This window comes from Clostridium sp. 001, from assembly GCF_019056555.1.
In the GTDB taxonomy this organism is placed as follows: Bacteria; Bacillota; Clostridia; order Clostridiales; family Clostridiaceae; genus Clostridium_B; species Clostridium_B ragsdalei.
In genome coordinates, this window is sequence record NZ_CP020473.1 from 835,773 (window position 1) to 861,212 (window position 25,440).

20 protein-coding genes, 1 tRNA gene and 2 pseudogenes are annotated in these 25,440 nt (G+C 32.7%); 2 read left to right on the forward strand and 21 right to left on the reverse strand.

Features of this window, described 5'->3' with window-relative positions; genetic code table 11:
* Positions 1-65: 65 nt before the first annotated feature.
* Positions 66-1,247, reverse strand: coding sequence for a mandelate racemase/muconate lactonizing enzyme family protein (locus B5S50_RS03745; RefSeq protein WP_217303144.1), 1,182 nt, complete (start codon positions 1,245-1,247; stop codon positions 66-68).
* Between the two features lie 176 nt (positions 1,248-1,423).
* Between B5S50_RS03745 and B5S50_RS03750 the strand changes: the two are divergent.
* Positions 1,424-2,768, forward strand: a pseudogene (locus B5S50_RS03750) (transposase).
* Between the two features lie 365 nt (positions 2,769-3,133).
* Here B5S50_RS03750 and B5S50_RS03755 read toward each other — a convergent pair.
* Together B5S50_RS03755 and B5S50_RS03760 are read right to left on the reverse strand one after the other, a co-directional pair.
* Positions 3,134-3,958 carry a MetQ/NlpA family ABC transporter substrate-binding protein gene (locus B5S50_RS03755; RefSeq protein ID WP_217303145.1) on the reverse strand — a complete coding sequence of 275 codons (825 nt, stop codon included), beginning with the start codon at positions 3,956-3,958 and terminating at the stop codon, positions 3,134-3,136.
* Positions 3,959-4,008: 50 nt separating this feature from the next.
* Complete coding sequence (locus tag B5S50_RS03760; RefSeq protein ID WP_368041496.1) at positions 4,009-4,410, reverse strand: methionine ABC transporter permease; 402 nt, start codon at positions 4,408-4,410, stop codon at positions 4,009-4,011.
* Positions 4,411-4,594: 184 nt separating this feature from the next.
* On the opposite strand from B5S50_RS03760, the pseudogene B5S50_RS03765 reads away from it, so the two are divergent.
* Positions 4,595-5,939: pseudogene (locus B5S50_RS03765) on the forward strand (transposase).
* Between the two features lie 258 nt (positions 5,940-6,197).
* Here B5S50_RS03765 and B5S50_RS03770 read toward each other — a convergent pair.
* The 18 genes from B5S50_RS03770 to B5S50_RS03855 all read right to left on the reverse strand — a co-directional run bounded on the left by B5S50_RS03770 (position 6,198) and on the right by B5S50_RS03855 (position 25,371).
* On the reverse strand, positions 6,198-6,449 hold the full coding sequence (locus tag B5S50_RS03770; RefSeq protein WP_217303146.1) for a hypothetical protein: 252 nt from the start codon (positions 6,447-6,449) through the stop codon (positions 6,198-6,200).
* Between the two features lie 32 nt (positions 6,450-6,481).
* Positions 6,482-7,450: a methionine ABC transporter ATP-binding protein gene (locus B5S50_RS03775; protein ID WP_217303147.1), complete on the reverse strand. Its 969-nt coding sequence runs from the start codon at positions 7,448-7,450 to the stop codon at positions 6,482-6,484.
* A 307-nt stretch (positions 7,451-7,757) separates the two neighbouring features.
* Positions 7,758-7,854, reverse strand: a tRNA-Sec gene (locus tag B5S50_RS03780).
* Between the two features lie 168 nt (positions 7,855-8,022).
* Positions 8,023-9,930: a selenocysteine-specific translation elongation factor gene (selB, locus tag B5S50_RS03785; RefSeq protein WP_217303148.1), complete on the reverse strand. Its 1,908-nt coding sequence runs from the start codon at positions 9,928-9,930 to the stop codon at positions 8,023-8,025.
* A gap of 19 nt (positions 9,931-9,949) precedes the next feature.
* Entirely contained in the window at positions 9,950-11,335 is a 1,386-nt protein-coding gene (gene selA, locus B5S50_RS03790) for an L-seryl-tRNA(Sec) selenium transferase (RefSeq protein WP_217303149.1), read from the reverse strand.
* A gap of 90 nt (positions 11,336-11,425) precedes the next feature.
* Positions 11,426-12,460 carry a selenide, water dikinase SelD gene (selD, locus tag B5S50_RS03795; protein ID WP_217303150.1) on the reverse strand — a complete coding sequence of 345 codons (1,035 nt, stop codon included), beginning with the start codon at positions 12,458-12,460 and terminating at the stop codon, positions 11,426-11,428.
* A 177-nt stretch (positions 12,461-12,637) separates the two neighbouring features.
* On the reverse strand, positions 12,638-13,792 hold the full coding sequence (locus tag B5S50_RS03800; protein WP_217303151.1) for an aminotransferase class V-fold PLP-dependent enzyme: 1,155 nt from the start codon (positions 13,790-13,792) through the stop codon (positions 12,638-12,640).
* 96 nt (positions 13,793-13,888) lie between these two features.
* Positions 13,889-14,779, reverse strand: a complete 891-nt coding sequence (locus B5S50_RS03805) for a selenium metabolism-associated LysR family transcriptional regulator (RefSeq protein WP_217303152.1) — start codon at positions 14,777-14,779, stop codon at positions 13,889-13,891.
* Positions 14,780-14,906: 127 nt separating this feature from the next.
* Positions 14,907-15,497, reverse strand: a complete 591-nt coding sequence (locus B5S50_RS03810) for a DUF3841 domain-containing protein (protein ID WP_217303153.1) — start codon at positions 15,495-15,497, stop codon at positions 14,907-14,909.
* Positions 15,473-16,033, reverse strand: a complete 561-nt coding sequence (locus B5S50_RS03815; RefSeq protein ID WP_217303154.1) for a DUF3841 domain-containing protein — start codon at positions 16,031-16,033, stop codon at positions 15,473-15,475. The genes B5S50_RS03810 and B5S50_RS03815 overlap by 25 nt, the downstream gene beginning before the upstream one ends.
* A gap of 322 nt (positions 16,034-16,355) precedes the next feature.
* On the reverse strand, positions 16,356-17,510 hold the full coding sequence (grdD, locus tag B5S50_RS03820; protein ID WP_217303155.1) for a glycine/sarcosine/betaine reductase complex component C subunit alpha: 1,155 nt from the start codon (positions 17,508-17,510) through the stop codon (positions 16,356-16,358).
* Positions 17,511-17,598: 88 nt separating this feature from the next.
* Positions 17,599-19,134, reverse strand: a complete 1,536-nt coding sequence (grdC, locus tag B5S50_RS03825) for a glycine/sarcosine/betaine reductase complex component C subunit beta (protein ID WP_217303156.1) — start codon at positions 19,132-19,134, stop codon at positions 17,599-17,601.
* A gap of 102 nt (positions 19,135-19,236) precedes the next feature.
* Positions 19,237-19,713 carry a glycine/sarcosine/betaine reductase complex selenoprotein A gene (gene grdA / locus B5S50_RS03830; RefSeq protein ID WP_013239423.1) on the reverse strand — a complete coding sequence of 159 codons (477 nt, stop codon included), beginning with the start codon at positions 19,711-19,713 and terminating at the stop codon, positions 19,237-19,239.
* Between the two features lie 29 nt (positions 19,714-19,742).
* A complete protein-coding gene (locus B5S50_RS03835) occupies positions 19,743-20,060 on the reverse strand; it encodes a co-chaperone YbbN (RefSeq protein ID WP_122059567.1) in 318 nt (105 codons plus the stop codon).
* Positions 20,061-20,074: 14 nt separating this feature from the next.
* Positions 20,075-21,022 carry a thioredoxin-disulfide reductase gene (gene trxB / locus B5S50_RS03840; protein WP_063602323.1) on the reverse strand — a complete coding sequence of 316 codons (948 nt, stop codon included), beginning with the start codon at positions 21,020-21,022 and terminating at the stop codon, positions 20,075-20,077.
* A gap of 95 nt (positions 21,023-21,117) precedes the next feature.
* Positions 21,118-22,608, reverse strand: coding sequence for a BCCT family transporter (locus B5S50_RS03845; RefSeq protein ID WP_217303157.1), 1,491 nt, complete (start codon positions 22,606-22,608; stop codon positions 21,118-21,120).
* A 109-nt stretch (positions 22,609-22,717) separates the two neighbouring features.
* Positions 22,718-24,031, reverse strand: a complete 1,314-nt coding sequence (grdH, locus tag B5S50_RS03850; protein WP_217303158.1) for a betaine reductase selenoprotein B — start codon at positions 24,029-24,031, stop codon at positions 22,718-22,720.
* 14 nt (positions 24,032-24,045) lie between these two features.
* Positions 24,046-25,371: a glycine/sarcosine/betaine reductase component B subunit gene (locus B5S50_RS03855; protein WP_217303159.1), complete on the reverse strand. Its 1,326-nt coding sequence runs from the start codon at positions 25,369-25,371 to the stop codon at positions 24,046-24,048.
* Positions 25,372-25,440 lie beyond the last annotated feature (69 nt).

A 25,440-nucleotide genomic window follows, 5' to 3' on the forward strand; every position in this document is an offset into this window, starting at 1 on the left:
TTGATTTTTGTGATTTGAAGGATTTCAAGAATTGCTTAAAAATCAATAGCTATAAAGAATATCTATTACTTTATTGTAACTAAACTACTATTTTTAAATACATAATCAGACCATTCGTTTCCAATACCCGGCAAATCAGGTACTTCAAAGTATCCATTTTTAGGTTGGTAATCATAAACGCATAATTGCTTATTGTATTGATGTAAATTATATACATGATGTTCATGAATTGTAAAATTAGGAATAGCTGCTTCTAAATGCAAAGCTACTGCAGTGGATAATGGGCTTGCACAAACATGCATCTGAACGCCTACATCATAAATATGTGCTAAATCACATATTTTTTTCCCTTCTGTAATCCCCCCACAATTTCCCAAATCTGGCTGTATTAATTGAATTGAATTATTCTCAAAATATGGAGCATATCCCCACCTTGTATATATACGTTCACCTTGTGCAATAGGAATATTTAATTTATCACATACAAACTTATTCATTTTAGGGTTTGGTGTACATGGTTCTTCAAAAAATAATATTCCATATTCTTTTGCAAGTGACCCAATTTGAACAGCTACTTGTGCATCAATATATGAATGATTTTCCATAATTATATCTACATTCGATCCTACTGCTTCTCTCACTGCTTTTAAACGATTAATTACCATATTTACATATTTGGGAGATTGAAGTCTTGTTGTTGTCTCGCTGTTATACCTTGTCCCATCAGGAGCAAAAGTAAAAAAGTCTATTTTTATTGCATCATATCCTTCTGAGACTGCTTTTTTTGCATAAAAAACATAATCTTCAATGCTTGCTGCAGCCACTTTTGTATCTCCCCATCCAAATTGTAACTGACTTGCATAACATCGTAACTTATTACGCATTTTCCCACCTAAAAGCTGATATAAAGGCATTTTAAAATATTTACCTTTAATATCCCAAAGTGCAATATCTATAGCTGATATACCAGAAAATATTACTGGCCCTCCATTCTGTGCCCAGAATGTAGATTTATACAATTTCTCCCAAATAACTTCATTATCTAATGGATTCATACCAATAATTTTTTTTGAAAGATCCTGAATAATACCAAAAGCTCCTGTAGCTCCTACCCCATAAGCCATAGCAGCTTCACCATCACCATATATGCCTTCATCTGTATAAATTCTACATACAATTGGAGACCACCCAGGATTATCATTAGACTTTACATCTACAAGCATTATATCTATCTTCGTTATCTTCATATTTACATTCATTCCTTTCGCTTTTCTCAAGTCATAGGCGTTTGCGAAACGCTACAACCCGTATAAATGCGGTGTATTTTTTGTTACAAAACAAAATAACTCCTCACTGATTTATGGTAAAATTGAATTGCAAAGAAACAAAATCACCATATACCTCAGAAAGGAGTTATATATTTATGATACCATATAAACAGCTTTCTTTGGCAGATATTTTTTCTGATTGCAAAGAAAAATTTGAAAATAACAAGCCTCAGTTTCTTTCTTTACTTGAAAATACTATTAACCTTGATGATTTAATCCCTGCTTCCTTCATAAATCATTTTTATGCTTCTACTGGAAGGCCCCGTAAATACAGTCTTTACGCCATGCTCCGTGCTTTGATTTTGCAGCACATTTTTTCTATTCCTACGGATTCCCTTTTGATTATTTTTCTTAAATATTCTCAAGAGTTAAGGGATTTCTGCGGTTTCCTTAAAGTCCCTGATGCTTCTAAATTCACACGTTTTAAACAGGATTTTATTCTGGACTTACAATTGATATTTGATAATCTCGTTGATATTACTGAACCAATATGCCAGCAAATTGACCCCAAACTTGCTTCTATGACTATTTTTGATACTTCTGGTATCGAAGCTTTTGTTACTGAAAACAACCCTAAGTATGCTAACCGCATCATAAAACAGCTTAAGACTTTTAAGAAAGTACATGCTTTAGATGATTCTTATGATCCTTATAAAGCTGCCTATGGTTCTATGCCTCCACACGCTTCAGCTAATCCGGCCATTCAACAAATGTACATTAACGGTCATTTTTGCTATGCTTTTAAATTTGGCATTGTAACCAACGGACTTGGTATTGTAAGAGATATTTCATTTTACAATCAGGATTTTCTAAAAGCACATCCTGATATTGTTATTGAGAAAAAATCTGATTCACCGGATGAAGATAAATCTCTTGCTGATTCTAAAGCTCTTATACCTGTTCTTATGGATTTCTTTGCAAAACATCCTTTGATAAATCCAAAAATCTTTTTAGGTGATGCTGCTTTTGACAGCATTCTGATTTATCGATACCTTTTGCATGATTTGAAATTTGAAAAGGCATTCATTCCATTAAAAACTAAACTTGCATCAAAAGAATTCGACTGCCCTTTAAATGAAAATGGTATTCCATGCTGTCCTTATGACCATTCGCTTCCAATGAAACGAGAAGGCAGTAAAACACACTTACGTTCTGGAATTCCATCAATGAAATTCGTATGTCCCAAAATGAAATGGGTATACAATAAAAAAACTAAAAAGAGCAAACGTGTAACTCTATGTGAAAATCCATGTACAAAATCTTCTTGCGGCAGAATGTTTTACATTTATCCTGAAAAGAATCTTCGTGCATATCCTGGAACTACTCGTGGAACTCTCCAATGGGAAAACACTTATAAAATCAGGACTGCTGTCGAGAAAAACATCAACCATTTCAAAGGCAGTTATTGCGTTGCGGATCGTAAGACACAAAATGAGCTAACGCTTCATTCTGACTTACTTCTAGCCGGTATAACTCAGCTAATAACAGTTATTGTAGCAAATAAAATACATAAAAATGAATATATTAGAAGCCTAAAACCATTAATTGCATAAATTTTATTTGTAAAAAATAGAAACCCAACTTTGCTTTATTTCGTGCGCCCTTTTTTATCAATATGGCTATTTCAAATCATAAAAATTTGTCTTTAAACTTCTAACAATACTTTTGCAACTTCTAAACATCTTTTATTCATTTTTATTAGCGAGTTTCGCAATTACCTATTCTCAAGTCACAAAACATAATGAAAATACCTGGCTTTGAGAAAGTTTTTGTTTTACTATTTTAACTTTCAACCTCTATCCTTGCTATTTACCTGGCACATAGCAGCCTTTAAATATTTTGTTAATTTCCTTTTTCATTTCAGGTGTTGTATACGCATCAGTTAAATCTTTTGCCCATTTTGCATTTGCATTGTCAGGACTTACTACAAATCCTACTCCAAAATTATATAAATCATCTGAAGTATAAATTTCTGTATCTTGACTAATTTTATTACTTACTTGAAACATCTTTGCACTTAAACAGATATCTACATCTGGAAGTGAACTCATAACCTGTGCAACATTTACAGTTGTAAATTTAAGATTTTTAGGATTTTGAGCAATATCTAATGTTGTCGGAACAGTTACACCATCTTTAATTTTAATCATTCCTGCTTTTTGTAACATCAAAAGTCCTCTTGCTTGATTACTTGAATCTTCTCCCAAACAAACCTTTGCACCATTAGGAATGTCTTTAATATTTTCCCATTTCTTTGAGTAGATGCCAAATACATTGTAATGAATATACGGTTTTAACATTACCATATTTTGTTTCTTTGACTTATTATATGCATCCATCCACGGTTTATGTTGATGTAGTGAAGCATCAATTTCACCTTTCATACATGCTTCATTCATTGTTGTTGCATCTTCCATTACTATAACTTTAACATCATATCCAAGCTTTTTTAATTTGTTTATTGCTATAGGATCATTCACCTCATCATAGTTAAAGGCTACACATGCCAACTTCAATGTCTTTTTATCCTTTGAAGCCCCATTTTTATCAGTGCTTTTGTTTCCACATCCCATTAACATAACTACTGACATAACAACACATAATAATACACTTAAAACTCTTTTCTTCATATTTTCCTCCTTTATATACTTTTTAATCGTTTGCATAATTCCACAATCATTTATCTAATCTTTTTATACACAAAATCTCCTATTACTTGAATTAAAATAACCCATACAACAAGAACTAGAACAATAGAATACATTACTTTATCATTATTGCTTTGATAACCATATTGGAGTGCAGAAGCCCCTAATCCTCCAGCACCAATAGTTCCTGCAACAGCAGTGAAATTTAATACTTGAATTACAGATAAGATATAACCTGATACAAGTGATGGCAGTGCTTCTACAATAACTACTTTAAAAATAATTTGCATGTCAGAAGCTCCAAAAGATTTTGCTGCTTCCACTAATGATGGATTTACCTCTTTTAAACTGTTTTCAAATATACGTGCCATGAATGGTGTTGCAGCTATTGTTAATGGAACAATTGCTGCCTGCCAGCCAATACTGCTTCCCACAATTAAACGTGTCAACGGTATAATTGAAACCATTAATATAATTAGGCGTTTGCGAAACGCTACAACCCGTATAAATGCGGTGTATTTTTTGTTACAAAACAAAATAACTCCTCACTGATTTATGGTAAAATTGAATTGCAAAGAAACAAAATCACCATATACCTCAGAAAGGAGTTATATATTTATGATACCATATAAACAGCTTTCTTTGGCAGATATTTTTTCTGATTGCAAAGAAAAATTTGAAAATAACAAGCCTCAGTTTCTTTCTTTACTTGAAAATACTATTAACCTTGATGATTTAATCCCTGCTTCCTTCATAAATCATTTTTATGCTTCTACTGGAAGGCCCCGTAAATACAGTCTTTACGCCATGCTCCGTGCTTTGATTTTGCAGCACATTTTTTCTATTCCTACGGATTCCCTTTTGATTATTTTTCTTAAATATTCTCAAGAGTTAAGGGATTTCTGCGGTTTCCTTAAAGTCCCTGATGCTTCTAAATTCACACGTTTTAAACAGGATTTTATTCTGGACTTACAATTGATATTTGATAATCTCGTTGATATTACTGAACCAATATGCCAGCAAATTGACCCCAAACTTGCTTCTATGACTATTTTTGATACTTCTGGTATCGAAGCTTTTGTTACTGAAAACAACCCTAAGTATGCTAACCGCATCATAAAACAGCTTAAGACTTTTAAGAAAGTACATGCTTTAGATGATTCTTATGATCCTTATAAAGCTGCCTATGGTTCTATGCCTCCACACGCTTCAGCTAATCCGGCCATTCAACAAATGTACATTAACGGTCATTTTTGCTATGCTTTTAAATTTGGCATTGTAACCAACGGACTTGGTATTGTAAGAGATATTTCATTTTACAATCAGGATTTTCTAAAAGCACATCCTGATATTGTTATTGAGAAAAAATCTGATTCACCGGATGAAGATAAATCTCTTGCTGATTCTAAAGCTCTTATACCTGTTCTTATGGATTTCTTTGCAAAACATCCTTTGATAAATCCAAAAATCTTTTTAGGTGATGCTGCTTTTGACAGCATTCTGATTTATCGATACCTTTTGCATGATTTGAAATTTGAAAAGGCATTCATTCCATTAAAAACTAAACTTGCATCAAAAGAATTCGACTGCCCTTTAAATGAAAATGGTATTCCATGCTGTCCTTATGACCATTCGCTTCCAATGAAACGAGAAGGCAGTAAAACACACTTACGTTCTGGAATTCCATCAATGAAATTCGTATGTCCCAAAATGAAATGGGTATACAATAAAAAAACTAAAAAGAGCAAACGTGTAACTCTATGTGAAAATCCATGTACAAAATCTTCTTGCGGCAGAATGTTTTACATTTATCCTGAAAAGAATCTTCGTGCATATCCTGGAACTACTCGTGGAACTCTCCAATGGGAAAACACTTATAAAATCAGGACTGCTGTCGAGAAAAACATCAACCATTTCAAAGGCAGTTATTGCGTTGCGGATCGTAAGACACAAAATGAGCTAACGCTTCATTCTGACTTACTTCTAGCCGGTATAACTCAGCTAATAACAGTTATTGTAGCAAATAAAATACATAAAAATGAATATATTAGAAGCCTAAAACCATTAATTGCATAAATTTTATTTGTAAAAAATAGAAACCCAACTTTGCTTTATTTCGTGCGCCCTTTTTTATCAATATGGCTATTTCAAATCATAAAAATTTGTCTTTAAACTTCTAACAATACTTTTGCAACTTCTAAACATCTTTTATTCATTTTTATTAGCGAGTTTCGCAATTACCTATTAATATAATAAATGGAAAGGAACGTATAACACTAATCAAAGCATTTGAAATTGCATTAACTGTTTTATTCGGTCGTATGCCATCTTCTCTTGTCATATACATAATCATAGCCAATATAAATCCAAAAAAACCGCCTAATAAAGCTCCTAACACAAGCATTTTTAATGTAGCAGTACATGCAGGCAACATAATCCTATTAATAATTTCTTCCCATGGTATATCCCTCATTTTGCCGCTTCCTTTCCCTAATTGTTAATTTTTTACACCTTAGCATGTATTTTTTTATAAATAACATTATGTTGTCTAAAATATGAAAGAAAACTTTCTTCATATTGTTCTTCAAAATTTATAATAAATTTTCCCATTTTTTCTTTTCTAAAATGTTCTACATTTCCATCTACAATAGAAAATGGAACTTGTACCTCTATTGCCAGTTTAGACAGCAATGTATCATTTTCATCAGCTTCTGTAGTTATTAATTGATAATTGCACCCTTCCACTAATTCATAATCTTCAGTTCCTAATAATCTTTGTAAAGCATCTGACTGACTTGTAAAAATTTGTCGAACATCCCCATTTTCAACAATTTTTCCGTTTTCTAATAATGCTAATTTTGTGCATAATTGTCTTACAACTGACATCTGGTGTGTTACAAACACTATTGTGATCTTCAATTCCTCATTGATTTTACTTAGTAGCGTTAATATGTCTTTTGTTGTTCGAGGATCTAATGCTGATGTTGCTTCATCACATAGCAATATTTTAGGTTCCATTGCTAAAGCCCTGGCAATTGCAACACGCTGCTTCTGACCACCACTTAAATTATTAGTTTTCACATAAAGCTTGTCCTTAATATCTACTAATTCCACAAGTTCCTTAACCTTTTTATCTATGTGTAATTTTGGTAATTTCCAACATTTCATTGGAAGTGCAATATTTTCATACACTGTTTTTCTTTCTAGAATTGAAAATTGTTGAAAAATCATTCCAATATCTTTTCTAAATTTTCTTAATTCATTTCTATTTAATGAATTAACTTTTACATTATCAATTATTACATTTCCCTCTTGAAAGTTCTCTAAGCCATTAATACATCTTAATAATGTAGATTTTCCTGCACCGCTTCTTCCAACTAACCCAAAAATTTCTCCATCATTAATAGTTAATGAGATTTTGTCTAAAACATTCAATTTTCCATAATTTTTGCTAAGGTTCTCTATAACTATCAATTTTACTCCTCCATTCTACACAAAAAAATAATAATATAAGTATTTCATGAAATATTATTATGTCAAAATTATATTATGAAAAACATATTATTTACATCAAATATAAATTATAAACTTTAACGATAAACCTTTAATCTTTCAACAATAACTGACTTGATTATACAGCTTTGCTATTATTACGTCAAATTTGAAAAAATTATAAATATTAACACTTCTATACTAATATTTTATACTTGTACAATTTTTGGAAAATAAAAAGACATCTAGTAAACTTTACAAATTTACTAGATGTCTTTTATCCTATTAATGGCGGGAATATGTGGGAATCGAACCCACCCGTCATGGTCTTAGCACGACAGAACGGTTTTGAAGACCGCCAGGAACACCAGAACCTATCTACTCCCATATTTAATTACATAAAGTATTATAATATGTACCATTTATTATGTCAACATTTTTCGTCTATTTTCTTATCACTTTATGTGATTAATTGTATCACATTTTATGATACAATTATAATATAATTAAGATATTCACTAAGTCAAAGCAGCTTTTTTTATAATTCTTTAGTATTAATAAAGCACTCTCTTATCTTCTAACCTTTTAGTTAACTTTATACTGTCAAAATGTCCTGCAAGTGCCTCAGCATATTTTCTGCTTGTATTTAACTCATCTCTTAGTTCTGCTAAAGTCATACTTCCATTATTAGTTATAATATTTATAACTAATTCTTTAACCTTTCTGTAATCTTCTAACAAAAAGAAACAATCCTCTGATACTTTTACTAAAATACCTTCATCCACTATAGAATCAAATACCATCCTAAAGTTTTTAGTATCCTTCTCTTTTGTCTCAAGTTCATTATATTTGGGAGGTGAAAATTTACCATCTTTAAAAGATTTTATAATGTGTTCTCTTATTAATTTTTGCTCTTTAGTATAAGTTATACTAAAGTCTGGAAGTGAAATAAAATTGCCATGTATAAGTAATAATTTTTCACTTACTAGTAAATCCATTATCTGACCATAGGTTTTCTGATTCAGTGATTTCCCGAACACTTTGTTTTTTATTTCTTCTTTAGATATCCCCCATTTAAGTGGGTTTTCCTTATGGTATTTACCAAGTATATTAACTATTTCAGCTATTTTTTTATTAATAAAACATCTATGAACGTAAATTGCTTTATCTCCTCTGTCAAATTTCACTATTTTATTTTCACTTATTAATTTTCCTAGCTTTTCCTCAATATTTTCCTCATTTTTCCCAAATGATTTTAATATGTCTGTGATTCCTGGATATTCCTTACTTAAGTTTTTAATAGTATTTTCTAATATACTTTCAGTTTTTCCACTTTCTTTTATCTTTAACTCTTCAATATATTGTTGGTCAAATCGTTTTGCTTTTTTAGCAAGTGGCTCAATTATAGATCCACCTCCTATAGTATTCATAGGTGAGTAGCTTCGTATTACATATCTATCATTTCTTTGAGCAGTTAGAGGTTTTTCTAACCTTAGCTGCACATATGCTTCTTCTCCTGGCTCCACCTGATCTTTATTTAATATAACAACTCTGCATATGATCTCACTTGTCCCATGATAAAGCCTTACTCTCTGCCTATTTTCTAAGGGTTTTAATGCACTTTTTAAATAATATAATTTACAATCAACCATTAAAGATGGTTCCATTAAATTTTCAACAGATATTACATCTCCCCTTTTAACATCACTTACCTTTACATTTGCTATATTTATAGCACATCTCTGTCCTGCTTCAGCAGCCTTTACAGAGTGATCATGCACTTGAATTCCTCTTACTTTAGATACAAGCTTTGTTGGGTAAATTTCTATTATTTCACCTTCCTTAATGGATCCACTTATAACTGTTCCTGTCACTATTGTTCCAAATCCACTTATCGTAAATACCCTATCTACCGGAAGCCTAAAATGCCCTTGCACGTCTTTAGCTTCTGCTTCTTCTGTAAATTTGTCTATATCTTCTATCAAATCATCTAATCCAATACCAGTCTTAGAAGATACTGAATGAATTGGAGCATTTTCTAAAAAAGTCCCCTTAAATTCATTTTTTATATCTTCCTTTACCATTAATAACCATTCTTCATCTACTAAATCTGACTTTGTAATGACAACAATACCTTTTTTAACGTCCAATAATTGAAGAATTTCAAAATGTTCTCTTGTTTGAGGCATTATTCCTTCATCTGCAGCTATTACTAAAATAACTATATCTATGCTGCTTATTCCTGCTAACATATTTTTAATAAACTTCTCATGCCCTGGCACGTCTATAATCCCTGCTCTTTTACCCGATGGCAGATCAAAGAAAGTAAAGCCAAGATTTATAGATATTCCCCTTTCTTTTTCCTCTCTAAGAGTATCTGTTTCTCTACCGGTTAAGGCTTTTATAAGAGTGGTCTTTCCGTGGTCTATATGTCCTGCTGTTCCAATTATAATATGTTTCATATACATTACTACCTCTCTTTTAATCTAAAAAAACAAAAGCATTTACTATTATATCAAAATCTTTATCAAAAATAGTTCTTACATCTAATATAACCTCATTATTTGAAATTCTAATTATTATAGGAGTTTTATTTTCTCTCAATTTTTTTTCTAATTCTTGCGGAGAAAACTTATCACTTTCTACCTTTATAACATATGTACCTATTTTTTCCGTAGGCATTGAACCTCCACCTACTATTGAATAATCTTCTTCTAATGCAAATTTAAAGTTTTTAATTTTGTTTTCAAGTTTCTTTTTAAGTCTTTGTGCCCTTTTTCTATGATCACTCTTCTGACTTAGTATCATATGCAGTGTAGGTATGTTTTCTACAGCCTCTTTTTCATCTAAATAATACTTAAGTGTTCCCTCTAATGCAGCAAGTGTCATTTTATCTATTCTCAGTGCCCTCGTAAGTTGATTTTTCTTCATTTTATCTATATATACTTTTTTACCTATAACTATTCCTGCCTGCGGTCCCCCAAGCATCTTATCTCCACTAAAAGTGACTACATCTACACCTTTTTTAATACTTTCCTGAACTGTAGGTTCATGTGTAAATCCATATTTTGAAAAATCTATTAATGTACCGCTTCCTATATCTTCTACTACAGGTATTTTACTCTCATACCCTAGCTTAACCAGTTCTTCTAAAGATACATCCTCTGTAAATCCTAGAATTTTAAAATTAGATGTATGTACTTTTAGTAAAACACCAGTATTTTCATTTATATTATTGTCATAATCATATAAATGGGTTCTATTTGTTGTTCCAACTTCTACAAGCCTTGCTCCACTAAAACTCATAACATCTGGCACTCTAAAAGAACCTCCTATTTCAACTAACTGCCCTCGAGATACAATTGCTTCTTTATCCTTACACAAAGTATTCAACACCAGCATAACTGCAGCTGCATTATTATTTACAACAATAGCAGCTTCTGCTCCTGTCACTCTCTTAATAAGTTCTTCAACATGGCTATACCTTGAACCCCTTTGTCCTTTTTTCAAATCATACTCCAGGTTATTATAGTTATCAGCCACATTTACAACATTCTCTAAAGCCTTTTTAGCTAATAGTGATCTCCCTAAATTAGTATGTATAATAACTCCTGCAGCATTTATAACTTTTTTAAATTTTGAACCCTTCTTCTCTTCTAAAAGTTCTAAAAAGCTTTTGAATATATCCTCTTTTGAATATTCATCTATACTGCCACTTAATATAAGCTCTCTATAGTTATCTATAACCTCTCTTAATGTCTCAACAACAATCGTTCTCATTGTAAATTTTAGTTCATTGTTTACTATATCTTCTTTTAGAAGTTCATCTATCTTTGGTAGATCTCTTAACAGTTGATTCTTTTCCACTCTAATTCCCACCTTCTAAACTATTCTAAAATTATATCTTCGCCGTCATAGACATTAAAAAGCCTAAGAAATTTATTCTGCCTCTTAGACTTATTCCACTATTATATATCCTTCTTCTTGCTTAAGTATTACTTCACCAATAATCGCTGATGGTAATTCCAATTTTGAAAGTTCCTCTATTATTTTAGAACTTTCCTCTTTTGAACAAGTTATTAAAAGGCCACCCGAGGTTTGAGGATCAAATAATATATCTTTCATCCATTCTGGAGTATCTCTAAACTCAAATTTACCTTCTATATATTTTCTGTTATTATAAGTTCCTGCTGGTACAAGTCCTATTTCTGCATACTCTTTTGACTCTTTTATATAAGGTATTTTATCCTTATAAAATTTAAAAGTGACACCTGAAGCTTCGGCCATTTCATATCCATGCCCCATAAGTCCAAAACCCGTTATATCTGTGCAAGCTGAAATATTATAATTTGCAATTATTTCACTTGCATATTTATTTAAGGTAGTCATAACTTTTACAGCTTCATCATAAGCTTTCTTTGATGCCATTCCTCCTTTTATAGCAGTGTTTATTATTCCAGTTCCTAAGGGCTTTGTTATAATAACATCCTCTCCTACTTTCGAACCAAAATTTTTAAGAATTTTATCTGGATGGACTATTCCCATTACAGATAATCCATATTTGGGTTCATCATCCTCTACCGTATGACCACCAATAACTACTGCTCCTGCTTCAATTATCTTATCTGCTCCCCCTCTTAATATTTCCCCTAAAATATCTATAGATAAACAATTTGGAAAACACACTATATTTAAAGCTACTGTCGGTTTTCCACCCATTGCATATACATCACTTATAGAATTTGCTGCAGCAATTTGCCCAAAAGTATAAGGGTCATCGACTACTGGAGTAAAAAAATCTAATGTTTGTATAACTGCCATTTCATCATTTATCTTATAGACAGCCGCATCATCAGAGGTTTCTATTCCCACTATTAAATTTTTATCTTCCATTTTAGGTAACTTGCCTAATATTTTTGACAGGGTCTCCGGCCCTATTTTCGCTGCTCATCCTGAAGTTTTACTTAGCTCTGTAAGTCTTTTTTGAGCCACATTGACACCTCCTACTAAAATTTCACACTTTATATCCACTTTATTTCTCTTTTTCACTTATAAATTATTGCCAAGAATGAAAAAAATATAACTTTAGAATCAATCAACAGTAAATGTGGCCTTTTCAACAAGCTACCACCATAAAAGTTTTAAGATGTGAACCCTCTGACATCTTTTTTAGACAGATCCTAATATTAAGTTTAGTGCATATAAAGTGTAATCAATATCTTTTTTATCGTTAAATGGCCCTAAACTAAATCTTAAAGTTCCTTCAGCAAGAGTTTTTATAGTTTTATGAGCTAAAGGCGCACAATGTAATCCTGATCTAGCCATTATTCCATAGTCTCTATCTAAAATAAATCCTAATTCAGCATTATTAATTTTAGTTGAATTTATAGAAATAGTAGGGGTTCTTAAAGATGCATCTTTAGAACCATAGACTTTAATAGAAGGTATGTTTAAAAGTCCATCAATAAAATGTTGGCAAAGCTGCTGTTCCTTTTCTTGGATTGATAAAATTCCTTCTTTAGTTATATAATTAATTCCTGCTAGTAATCCAGCTATACCAGGTGCATTTAATGTTCCACTTTCAAATTTATCAGGAAGAAAGTCAGGTTGAGTTATACTTTTTGATAGGCTTCCCGTACCACCTTCAATAAAAGGTGAAGCTTCTTTATTTAAATCATCGTCAATTAAAAAGCCACCTGTTCCTTGAGGACCTAAAAGAGACTTATGTCCTGTAAAAGCTAATGCATTGCAGCCTATTTCAGAAAAATCTACGGGTATAGCTCCAGCACTCTGAGCAGAATCTACTATAAAATAAATACCTTTTTCCTGACAGATTTTGCCCACTTCCTTTAAGGGTTGAATGCTGCCTATTATATTAGAAGCATGAGTTAAAACTACTAGCTTAGTGTTAAGCTTAATAGCTTTTTTTAAATCCTCAATATTGAGAATCCCACTTTCTGGACATTCAATTATATCTAGATCAATATGTTTAGTTTCTTTCAGATTAGAAAGTGGCCTTAAAATTGAATTATGCTCCATAGATGAAGTAATAATATGCCATCCTTCTTTTATGACACCTTTTAATAATATGTTAAGGGATTCAGTTATATTTGATGTAAAAATTACATTTTCAAGTTTGTTAAAATTAAAAAGCTTCATTAAAGCTTCCCTACAGCTAAATATAATTCTGTCTCCTTCTAAAACATTAGCATATCCACCTCTGCCTGGATTTGCACCTATATTTTTCATATAATTAAAAACAGAATAATAAACATCTTCTGGTTTTGGATAACTAGTTGCAGAGTTATCTAAATAAACTTTCACATTTACACCCCCCTAATTCATTTAATGATTTTATGTACGAACAATTACCACATATAAAAGACAATATTATATGTTAACATATAATTCCAATATTTATTAGAACTTATAACGCCTCTTACATAGATTAAAAAAAGCATTTGCAGCAGGAGTAAGAGTTCTCTTAGAACTAACAATTAAATAAATATATCTTTTAAGAGAAATGTTCTCTATACGACTTTCTTTTATAAATCCTAATGATATATAATCTTTAAATGTGTTTTCTGAAACTATGGATATTCCAAGACCATTTTTTACAAACTTATAAAGTGCATCTAGATTGTTCACTTCAAAATACACATCTATACTTGAAACATCTATCCCTTGTTTTTTTAGAATGTCTTCAAAGGCTTTACGAGTTGCAGATCCTGGTTCTCTTAATATAAACTTATATTTAAGTAGAAAGTCTATGTCTATGATATCAGGGAAATTAAAATCTGACGGAGATATTACAACTAGATCATCTTCCATAATGCTATAAGTCCTAATCTTTTCATCATTAACAAATCTTCCTACAAAGCCTATTTCACAATTAAATTTTATAATATCTTTAATTATTTTATCAGAGCTTTCTTCTACAACATCAAATGAAACATCAGGGTATTGCTGATGAAAATCTTTTATTAAAGAAGGCAATATATTATTACAAGGGGCAGTACTTGCTGATACCCTAAGCTTTCCACTAACTGTCCCACTAAACTTTGCAAGATTATAGATAGCTTTATCCCGGGAATTTAAAATATCTATAGCATATTTTAGAAATGACTCCCCTGCAGGTGTTAGAAATACTTCTCTAGATGTTCGATTAAATAATTGTACCTTTAATTCTTTTTCTAAACTAGCTATATGAGCACTTATAGCAGGCTGTGATAAAAAAATTGAGTCCGCAGCCTTAGAAAAGCTTTTAAACTTTGCTACATTAATAAATGCTTCTATTTGATTAAACTCCATTAAAATGTCCTCCTGATTACATGATTATTCATCAATTTTTGTCCTTTTACACAAAATAGAATTTTATGGTACACTTAATTAATTCTTGCTGTATAATACTTTAAGCAAATATTTTCTTAGTTATTCATTAAAAGGAAGATTTAATATCAATAATCCACTCTTTTCTAAGTTCCCATAAACCTGCTTGTAAGTTTTCCTCCTGCATGGCTCCAAACTTTATTACCTCATGATATTTAAATAAATTATCCCAGCTTCTTTTTACTTCTGGTTTCAAATTTGGATAAAAAGGCTTGGTAAATATGTCTGACTCAATTGAAATATTAAACTTTGCTAACATATCCTTGTGTATTCTTTCATCTTTTTCATCAGCAGCTAAATATTTCAGATTTAAAATCTTATTCCAATCTTCAGCTCTAAAAAAAACACATTCTTCTACAGGCACTTCCAAAGAAAGCAGGTAATTGCCTGGATACCATCCAGCATAATCTATTTTATTATGTGTCCAAAATGGATACTCAGCATGTTCAGGCTTTTTTACAATATTTTGTGCTTTATTTATATACCAATTATATGCCTCTAAAAATATACTTGAAACCTCTTGATACTTTTTTACAATGTATTCTCTTTTTACATGGCATACCTTCTGTTCAAGTAAAGTTTTAATAACTATGGGACTTTGGGAAGTATATAGTATTACCTTATTACTTTTTGAACCCATTCCTTTTTCACCTCCCAAATTGTACCCTGCTTTAAATTTGACAATGAATAAGAATTGTCAAATAATCTACTCCAACTTTTAATTATTTCACTTTTAAGATGAGGGTAAAAACCGCTTATATATGCATTTGAACAATTTGATATTCCATAATTATTAAGTTTTTTATCGTATTCTTCTTCATCTTCCTTACTTAATGGAACATACCATAAATTCACTACTCTACCCCATTTTTCTGTATCCGTCACAATGACCAAATCCTTATCTACTAAAAGCTCTAATATAACAGTACCAGGGGTTCGTTGAAGCATAAAATCAGGAGTTATTGAAACCCATATAGGATATTTTACATCGTTAGGTATTGGAACTATTTCACTTGCTTTCATAGTGTACCAAGAATACACTTCAAAATAATATTTTGCACAGTTTTCCATTTTGTTTTCTATATATTCTCTTTTTACAATATATCTTTGTTCCTTTTCCAAAACATCAAGAATATTCTTATCCTGCCTAGTCCATATTCTTATTTTTTCTTTCATAAAAATCACCTTATTCTTAATTTATATATAAAGAACTTTTCTATAAACCTGCTAGACTTTCTTACTGAAACTATGACAACATGAATTATCTCAATACATAGATAATCCCAACAGACACTTAACTTATGTAAAGAAATATATTAACATTCTAAAAGACATATTTAAATACCTTTGACATAAGCCTCAGCTCAGTATTTTATAAAGTCTTAGTATCTTTGATATGTTTCATGTATGAGTTTACCAATAATTCTTAGACTTTTAAGATACTGAGCTTTAGACTTATGAAAAGTATTTATTCTATCCACTGTGTTTGTGTATAATACTATTTAAATCCATTCTTTACAAGTACATTAATAGCGTTTTCGCTTTCATCTTCACTTACCAAAACTATTGGTCCAGTGCAGCCCATTCCACTCTCAGAATATATTCCTTCCTTCCAAAGTGATCTACAAGCATCTTCAAGCTCAAGAATATCAATTCCAGGGATCCCATAGGTTACTACTTTTTTAGGTGGAATCTTAACTTCTTCTACTGCAGCTGCAGGCTTTTCCTTTTCAAGGATTTTTCCTATTATTTCTTTTAAACCTGCTTTATTGGCATTTTTATATTCAATATCAGCAAGCTGCAATAAATTATTTTTTGCAGAAAGTGCACAATATTTTAATGCTTCACAAATTAATGGAGCTCCTGATGCTCTAGATACTATATTAATTATCTTATCATAGCCTTCTCCTACTCCTGGACCATATCCATATCCAGTAGTTTCATAATTTCCTCCTGTTGTAAATGATGCAAATATCTTTACAAGCAAGTTACCTGTTAAGGAGTCACAAATCATAACATCAGGTGTTCCTGCCAGCAGGTCATTTCCTCTCATGACTGAACCTCCATCAGCTCTTAAAGATTCACTAAAAGAAAACTTATATCCTCTGCTTTGCAGTTCTTTAAGTGCTCTCTCAACTCCTCTAGCTCCATCTACATTTAATATGCCAATCTTAGGATCTTTTATTCCGCAAGCTTTTGCAACGGCTATTCCATTTATAGTATTTTTAATCATTCCTTCAACTCTATGGGTAGCTGTTGTTCCTGTAGTTGTAGCAATTATCATTTCTTTTCCTAACCCTGGAGTAATAACTTTTCCAACTGTTGAAACTCCTATAGGAAAATCAAAATGCTGAGTGACACATCCGTCTATTACTTTATTATCTAACAACTCTACCATTTTTTTATGGCCTTCTTCAGCATCACTAACCTCAACTATTTCAAAGTCTCCTTCAACTTTAGGTCCTATTAAAACTATATCAAAATCACCATATTTGCTCTTGGCAAGTGCTGCAGCTTTAATCATCTCTTCAACACCATGTTCTGAACCAAAAGTGGTTAATCCAATTTTAACTCTTTTTCCGAAGCTTCCACTTATTATTCCATCAGCTATTTCATTAAATACTTCTGAAATTACTTTTTTAGTTTGCTCCACGCTGCTCCCTCCTCTTTGTTAGTATTCATTTCCCAATTTGTAATGTTTAACTAGAAATTTTCTTTTCTATGTCAAAACTGGCCACTTGTTATTCTTCTATCATTTGAGCAGCAAATTTCTTAAGTTCTTCAGCTATCATGCTCTTAATTTCTTCTTTTGAAACCGTATTAGCATCATCTACAATACCAGTATTCTTTTCTACCAATATTGATATTCCATCAAACAAGTTAGTCATTCTTCCTAAAAATAGACTTCCTTTTCCTATTAACATAAAGTTATTTAATTTTCCTGACATTATATGTTCAATACCATGACCAACTATAGGAACTCCTGATGGTATGTGCCCTTGTGTTGGCGCATATCCTGGATATCCATGTTGTTTTACAAAGTTTGGCAGTTCTTTTCTATCTAGCTGCCCATTTTTTACTGCGAGAGCTCCTATCATCTTGTAATTTTGAGTTGGAACATCTCCTGCCCCTGCAGGTTCAGTTAAGTCTGGAGTCTGCAGTTCCGGCGCAAATTTATCAACATCAGTAATCTTTAATCCATTTTCAGTTAATGGATCTAAAACTAATGCTTCCAATACTGCCTGTGGTGCAGCACCATGAGATATACTATGCCTTCCTATAACATCTGTTCTTATTACAGGACTTACACCATCATTTTCAGATATTAGTATTGCAAATCCTCCTAAGCAATCTTCTAAAACAGGCAATCCCTTTTTAACATGATCTCTACCATTCATTCCAAGCTTAGCAGTGGAACCACCAGCAAACACAATGACATTCTTATAAACTCCTGCTTTAACTAATGCAGCTGCATTAACTATTGAATGTGAAGGGCCAGCACAAAAACCTCTCATGTCTATACCAGTAGCACCTTTGATTCCTGCAATTTCACCACAAGCTTTGGCTATATTTCCACCGCCTCTTTGATTCATGTCTCCAATAGCTTCTTCTGAACATTCAATCATATATTCTACTTCATTTACATCTATTCCTGAATTTTCAACTAAATGCATTAGAGCAAGAACTCCTGATGCTTTAACTGATAAATTTTCAACAATTATATGTGAAGTTAAATTTTTATCAAATTCATGTGCTCTTTTTACGCATCCTACAAGTTTATCATTTAAATATAAACCTTCAGCTACATGATCTTCTACCAATTTCTCTATATCAGCTAGACAAACACCTTCCTTTAATTCATCTGCTTTCTTACTTAAAATTGGACGTGCCTTAAACTTTTCTCTAACTGTTTCAGTAAAATTCTTTTCTAATAAGACAAGATCAAATACATCACTTACCTTAATTAGTCCATAGAATTCATCTTCAGGCATTATTTCTCCAAACTTACCAAACCTTGATGCACCATCAATTTTTTCATCATACCAAGGTCTTTTTCTTTCACTTAATTCTTCTGGAGTCATGTTTCCTATATAAGTTTGATTTGGTGCATAACCAACTACATCCTCAAATGATCTTAAGTGATTCGGCATTTCTTTTAAATACTCTGACTCTGGATTCGTTTCTCTTTCTAATGTTTGAGTAGTACCATTATGTATTGTCATATCCGGTGCATTTACTAATACATAGGCAGCATTTTTGATTACTGGAAAACTCATTAAAAACCCTCCTTAATAATTTCAATTAATATATGCTGGAAAATAGCATACATTTCTGCATGCCATTTTTTAATTTTTTCTAATTATTAAATGTTATATGGACTATTTGTTATACTTTGAATAACTGTCTCTAACAGTTTTTACCTCACTAATAATTTCATCCACATCAAGAACCATTTCCATCATTCCACATTGTTCATCATAAACAGCTGGATCGAATTCTGCTTTAACTTCAGGTTCTACTGCATGATATACACCAAGTCCTAATGCTATTCCAGCAAGAGGTCCTGCAAATGTTGGATCTCCAGCACATACTGTTTCTGCTGAAAGTCCTGATGCTTCTGCTTCTGCTCCTCCTAAAATTACAATTACATTTTCTGCGCCATATTTTTCAGTTAAATCTTTTACTCTTTGTTGGATCTCCAGATCCATAGCTCCAGCGGCTGTTCAAACAAAGCATTCTGTTGAAACAAATATTGCTTCTCCTTTAGCACTTTTAACACATTCTTCTATAGCTGGGCCTGGAATTCCATCTCTATCTCCTATTGCAATTACTTTTTTTCCTTCTAATAAACTCATATCTTTTCCTCCTCAATTACATTAAATATTTATATGTGTTTTTTAATCATTGCTTCAATATTTTCTTTATTAGCATCGTCTTTTACAACTTCTTCAAGTTTTTCTCCATCTTTATAGAGAATAATTGTTGGAAGACCAAGTACTCTCTGAGAAATAGCTAATCTTCTAGCTTTTGTAGTATTGAGTTTACAAAATTTTACTTGTTCTCCATATTTCTCTGCTAAAGCTTCTACATCAGGCATTAATGCTTTACAAGGCACACAGCCATCTCCAAAATAATCTACAAGTACATAACCCTTAGCTTCCAAAACTTCATCTTTAAATGTGTTTTTATCCAAAATTACCATTTTAACTCCACCTTCTACTCTTCAAAATTATTTTCTATATATTTTCCAGCCTCCACAGCTGCTATTGCTCCATCTGCTGCAGCTGTAACTACCTGTCTCAATGGCTTTTCCCTAATATCTCCTGCTGCAAATACTCCAGAAATATTAGTTTCCATTTTATCATTTGTTATAATATAGCCTGCCTTATTCATTGTAATTTTATCTTTAAATAGACCATTTATAGGTAAATAACCTACAAAGACAAACACTCCAAATGTTCCATCCTCTTCATCAGCGAAATATTCATTTATTTCTCCAGTTTTTGTATCTTTAAATACAGCAGATTCAAGCAATCCATCACCTTTTAATTCTGTTATTACTTTATTCCACATTATTTCAACTTTAGGATTTTTAAAGGCTTTTTCCTGTATGGATTTTGCTGCTCTAAGTTCATCTCTTCTATGAACTATAGTAACCTTTTTAGCAAACTTCGTCAGATAAAGAGCTTCTTCAATAGCTGCATCACCTCCCCCTACTACAAAAACTTCTAGATCTTCAAAAAATTCTGCATCACAGGTTGCACAATAAGACACGCCTTTACCAATTAACTGATTTTCCCCAGGACATCCAATATGTCTTGGAGTAGCTCCAGTTGCAATGATTACAGCTTTAGCCTGATATTCTTCATTAATGCCTTTGAGCCTTTTTATTTTTCCAGTAAAATCTACTTCTTTTATCTCATCTTTTTTTCTTTCTGCTCCAAAGCTCTCAACCTGCTCTTCCATCCTGGCAATTAAGCTGGGACCTGTAGCCTCTTTTATTGACCCTGGATAGTTGGCAACTTCATCTGTAATTACAATCTGTCCACCTGCCTTGCTTCTTTCTAGTAGCAAAGTTTTCATCTTAGCCCTTGCTGAATATAAGGCTGCAGAAAGTCCGGCAGGACCAGAACCTATTATAATAACATCATAAATATTATTCATATTGCACCTTCTTTCTTAATATTTCAATAATATTTACTTACTACTTATATAAATTTACTTTTAGTTCACCATTTTTATATACTACTATTTCTTCTTTAAACTTTCTCTTCCCGAAGAGCCTTGTATATGCTGTAGCACATGACAAGCATAATCAGCATAAACGGAAAGGCAGCAGCAATTGAAGCCGTTTGAAGTGTCTTTATAGCAGCTGTTCCTCCTACTAAAACAAGCATTATTGTGATAGCTCCTTGGGCAATTCCCCAAAACCCACATAACTTTTTACTTGGATCCTGGTCTCCCCCAGATGTAAACATGCTCAGTACATAGGTAGCTGAATTAGCAGCTCCAGCAAAGGAAGCAATGATCAGTACAATCGCAAGCGGTGCAGTGATAACATAAAGTGGTAGATGCTGCAGCGTTGCAAATAAAGCTGTGGAAATATCAGTTTTAACTGCTGCCTGAATTGCACCGTGTGACAATGCATCTAGATTAAATGCTGCTCCACCATAGATTGCAATCCATATAAGACAGAAACCTGCAGGCAGGAAGACTGACGCTAGTATGAATTCGCGAATAGTACGACCTCTGGAAACACGTGCTATGAACTGACCTACAAACGCTGCCCATGCAATATACCAAGCTCTGTAGAATATCGGCCAGGCTTTAGTCCATTCAATATTGCCCATCCACAAACTCTGTCCCATAAAGTTTTGAATATAATCACCAAACGTATGAGTGAAAGTATTTAGTATAAATACCATTCCACCAAACAGGAAGATAAATACCATAAATCCAATTGAAAGCCATACCTTCACATCAGCAACAGCCTGCATTGCCTTATGTAGTCCAGATACAGTAGCAAACGTAAATATCGCTGTCATAACTGCAATAATAACAGCAGTCATACCAGGTGTCGCTGTAATTCCCCAGATATATTGTATCCCTGTGGCAATTTGAGCAGCTCCTAATCCTAAGCTGGTTGCTACTCCAAATATCGTAGCAAATACTGCTAATATATCGATAGTTTTACCGATAGGTCCATGAATACGCTCACCAAGAATTGGATAAAAAGCCGAGCTGATTAAGCATGGAAGACCTTTCCGATACTGGAAATATGCCAGAGCTAAACCACAAACCGCATAAATAATCCATACATGAAAGCCAAAATCATTAAATACAATTCGCATAGCATCATGCATAGCTTGCGGAGTCCCCGGTTGCCCCACAGGAGGTGCCATATAATGAGTCATCGGTTCAGCAATGGCCCAAAAAACCATTCCAATACCCATTCCTCCTCCAAATAGCATAGTAAACCACTGGAAAGTTGTAAATTCTGGTTTTTCATCATCTTTCCCCAGCTTGATATTACCATAGCGACTGAGAGCAATAATAAATATAACTACTGTAAAGATAAATACTGACAAAAGATATAGCCAACCAAAATTAGTAGTTAAAAATGATAACACACCATTGGCTGCTTTAGCCATTTGAGAAGGCAGGATTATACTAAATGCTACAAACACCAAAGCTATACCTGCAGAAACATACAGAACAGAACGATCTTTTGACTTTTGTTCATCTGACATAATTAATTTTCCTCCCTCACAAAATCAATCTAAATAGGTCTCATTCACTTTAACAAGACCTATTTAGTTACATGAAACCCCTTCTCCTTTCGTCGAATGAGTAGGTGATTTAGATTTTTACTTTAAAAACAGTTTGTTCTTGAATATCAGTTGTAAGGGCATCTAAAGCTACACCAACTCTATGATATCTTAATTTCCATTGCTGCTCTTTAGAATCTGCAGGATTTCCAAGTGGATATGGAATAGAAATAGTTGGTACTATTTTATTTGAACCTACTGTTGTTGCTACAGGAATTAAATTACACATTTGAACAACTGGGAAGCCAGCTCTTTCAATTTCTTTTACCATCGTTGCACCGCAACGTGTACAAGTTCCTCAGGTGGAAGTTAATATAACTCCATCTACTTTAGCCTCCCTCAAATGCTCTATAATTTCTCTGGCCATTCTGGCTGCCTCACCTTGAGTTGTACCGGTTCCTACGGTTGAATAAAAATATTCATGAATTTTTCCTATTTTGCCTTCTTTTTCATATGCTCTTAAAGCATCTAAAGGAACTATAACATTAGGATCAGCATTTGCTGCAGCTGGATCAAAACCTGCATGTATTGTTTTAAATACTCCTGATTCCAATCTATCCATCTTGGAGTAATCGTATCTGCCCCATCTTGTTGCAGATGCGGATTGGATTCTATCAGGATTATCCACTGGAACTATTCCTCCTGTAGTTACTAATGCTATATTAGCTTTACTTAGGTCTTTTATAGCAGGAGCTATAGCTACTGTATCCTTTTTAGGAATAGGAAGTTCAGTTTCAAATTTCTCACCATTAAGTTTTTTAATGAGCATTTTTACAACTCTTTTAGCTGCAGGTTCTTTGGATTCAAGCCATATCTGATGTCTTTTACCTCTTCCGTAATAACCTTCTGCATCTGCCCATAAAAGCTTTTCACCATTCAATATTTTGTTTCCAAAATCAGCCATGGCTTTCATGTCTTTTCTCATTCTTCCTGCATTATTTCCACCTTTAAAGATGTAAACATCTTTTTTAAACATCTCAACTCCGGGATTTTCAATATGCATAGATGATATTACTGGTACATTAAATTTTTCTTTTACTGCTTTACATATAACTCCGCAGGCATTTCCATATCTACCTGCTTGAAATGCAGGTCCTGCAAAGAATATATCAAATTCTTTTCCTTCAAGGAAACCTAATATTCTGCTTACTGCTTCCTTTTCATTAGATCCCATAAAGTTATCACCACATATTATGGTATGAGTAACTTCAGCATCTTTAAGAAGTGCATTTAATGCCAAAGCTGGTCCAACTTGTCCTTCTCTAATTTCAGGTTCAAAATCAGCTTTTTCTTCTCCTCCTATTTGTCCGAAGAACTGATTTATATATAAAATTGCTTTTTTCATATTAGTCCACCTCCCTAAAACTCTTTCATTGTCTTTGGTGACCATCCACAAATTTGATCTCCACAGAACATAGAATTGTTTTCCATAATTATTGAACCATCTTTTCGTACAGAAGGTCCAAGTATTTCATCATTTGCCCAACCACCGGATAATCCATCTCTAGCAAGTGATTCAAGTTCACCAATTACTGTTTCCATAGGAGGAAGCTCTATAAGTTCCGAAACGTTTCCAGTAGAAACTATAGCATCCGCTTTTTCATCAAGAGCAACCAAAGGTTGTGATTCTCCATCTCTACCTGTACATTCATTAGTAATTCCTACAGTTTTAACTCCTGCATCCTCTAGTGCCACAATGCATGCAATAAAATCAGCATCAGGATTACCATAACCTTCTTCAGAAACTATAGCTCCATCTGCTCCCAAGGACTTTGCCATTTGAGCTACAAACAACGCTGCACGGTTTTTCTGATCCAAAGCAACATTTAAGTTTGACATTATAACACCTAGGAAATTTATTGTTTTTCCATGCTCTGCATATAACTCTTTAATAGTAGGATTATTTTGAAAATCATATGTTGCCCATTTTGATGATACTGGCATAAAGCTTCCAGAAATCATTGCTCCATCTAAAATTTCATTTGGATGCATAAATGTAGGAACAATATGGTTTGTATCCCAACCATAAACAAGATCATTGTAACCCATTTCTTCCATCTGTGATTGAGGCTGCATAACAAATACAACGCTTGGAAGCTTTTGAACATCTTCAGCTCTTTTGGTAACAGGAGTCAATTCAAAAGTTTCAATATCTTCGGGCTCTAAATCCTTTACACAGCTTCCTATATATTCAGCCAATTTATGTCCTGCCAATCTCAAAGCTTTATTTTTCTTCTGTTGTTCATTTTTCTCAAAATCTTCATCTGTATCTCCAACAAGGACAATATTTTTCAGTTGTGAAAAGTAAGTATACTTAGCTCCTTCACCGCTCATATCTATTAATCCATCCTGGAATCCACCCCAATGCTTGCCAACTACAAGCAAGCTGCAATCCTTAAGTGCATGTGTACGACCATTTCCAACTGGAGCTACATCCCCAGTTACTCCTGGAAACAACGTGGTTCCATCAACCTTAACTCTACATTCAATAGCTTCCTTTACAGGAACAAGACGAACCTTGTCTCCAGGCTTTACGATTAAAAGATCTGCCTCAGTAATATGTTCATCTTCCAATACATAAGCTAGAGCTTCTTTTTTGTTAATTGTTAAAATGCCCTCTTTATAGTTTGTTGTTTCACCAAAAACGACATCTTTAACATGAAAGTTTCCAATTTCAAGTTTCATTAATTATACCTCCTTTTATAAATTAATCTATACCTTTACACATTATTCTCAATTTACATAATACAATAG

What these genes read in the sequence shown, in the direction of transcription:
- B5S50_RS03845 (WP_217303157.1), bottom strand. Translation starts at nt 22,608, where the DNA reads ATGTCAGATGAACAAAAGTCAAAAGATCGTTCTGTTCTGTATGTTTCT.
- B5S50_RS03815 (WP_217303154.1), bottom strand. Translation starts at nt 16,033, where the DNA reads ATGAAAGAAAAAATAAGAATATGGACTAGGCAGGATAAGAATATTCTT.
- trxB (WP_063602323.1), bottom strand. Translation starts at nt 21,022, where the DNA reads ATGAATAATATTTATGATGTTATTATAATAGGTTCTGGTCCTGCCGGA.
- B5S50_RS03805 (WP_217303152.1), bottom strand. Translation starts at nt 14,779, where the DNA reads ATGGAGTTTAATCAAATAGAAGCATTTATTAATGTAGCAAAGTTTAAA.
- B5S50_RS03810 (WP_217303153.1), bottom strand. Translation starts at nt 15,497, where the DNA reads ATGGGTTCAAAAAGTAATAAGGTAATACTATATACTTCCCAAAGTCCC.
- B5S50_RS03770 (WP_217303146.1), bottom strand. Translation starts at nt 6,449, where the DNA reads ATGAGGGATATACCATGGGAAGAAATTATTAATAGGATTATGTTGCCT.
- grdC (WP_217303156.1), bottom strand. Translation starts at nt 19,134, where the DNA reads ATGAGTTTTCCAGTAATCAAAAATGCTGCCTATGTATTAGTAAATGCA.
- B5S50_RS03755 (WP_217303145.1), bottom strand. Translation starts at nt 3,958, where the DNA reads ATGAAGAAAAGAGTTTTAAGTGTATTATTATGTGTTGTTATGTCAGTA.
- selB (WP_217303148.1), bottom strand. Translation starts at nt 9,930, where the DNA reads ATGAAACATATTATAATTGGAACAGCAGGACATATAGACCACGGAAAG.
- B5S50_RS03855 (WP_217303159.1), bottom strand. Translation starts at nt 25,371, where the DNA reads ATGAAACTTGAAATTGGAAACTTTCATGTTAAAGATGTCGTTTTTGGT.
- B5S50_RS03745 (WP_217303144.1), bottom strand. Translation starts at nt 1,247, where the DNA reads ATGAAGATAACGAAGATAGATATAATGCTTGTAGATGTAAAGTCTAAT.
- B5S50_RS03835 (WP_122059567.1), bottom strand. Translation starts at nt 20,060, where the DNA reads ATGGTAATTTTGGATAAAAACACATTTAAAGATGAAGTTTTGGAAGCT.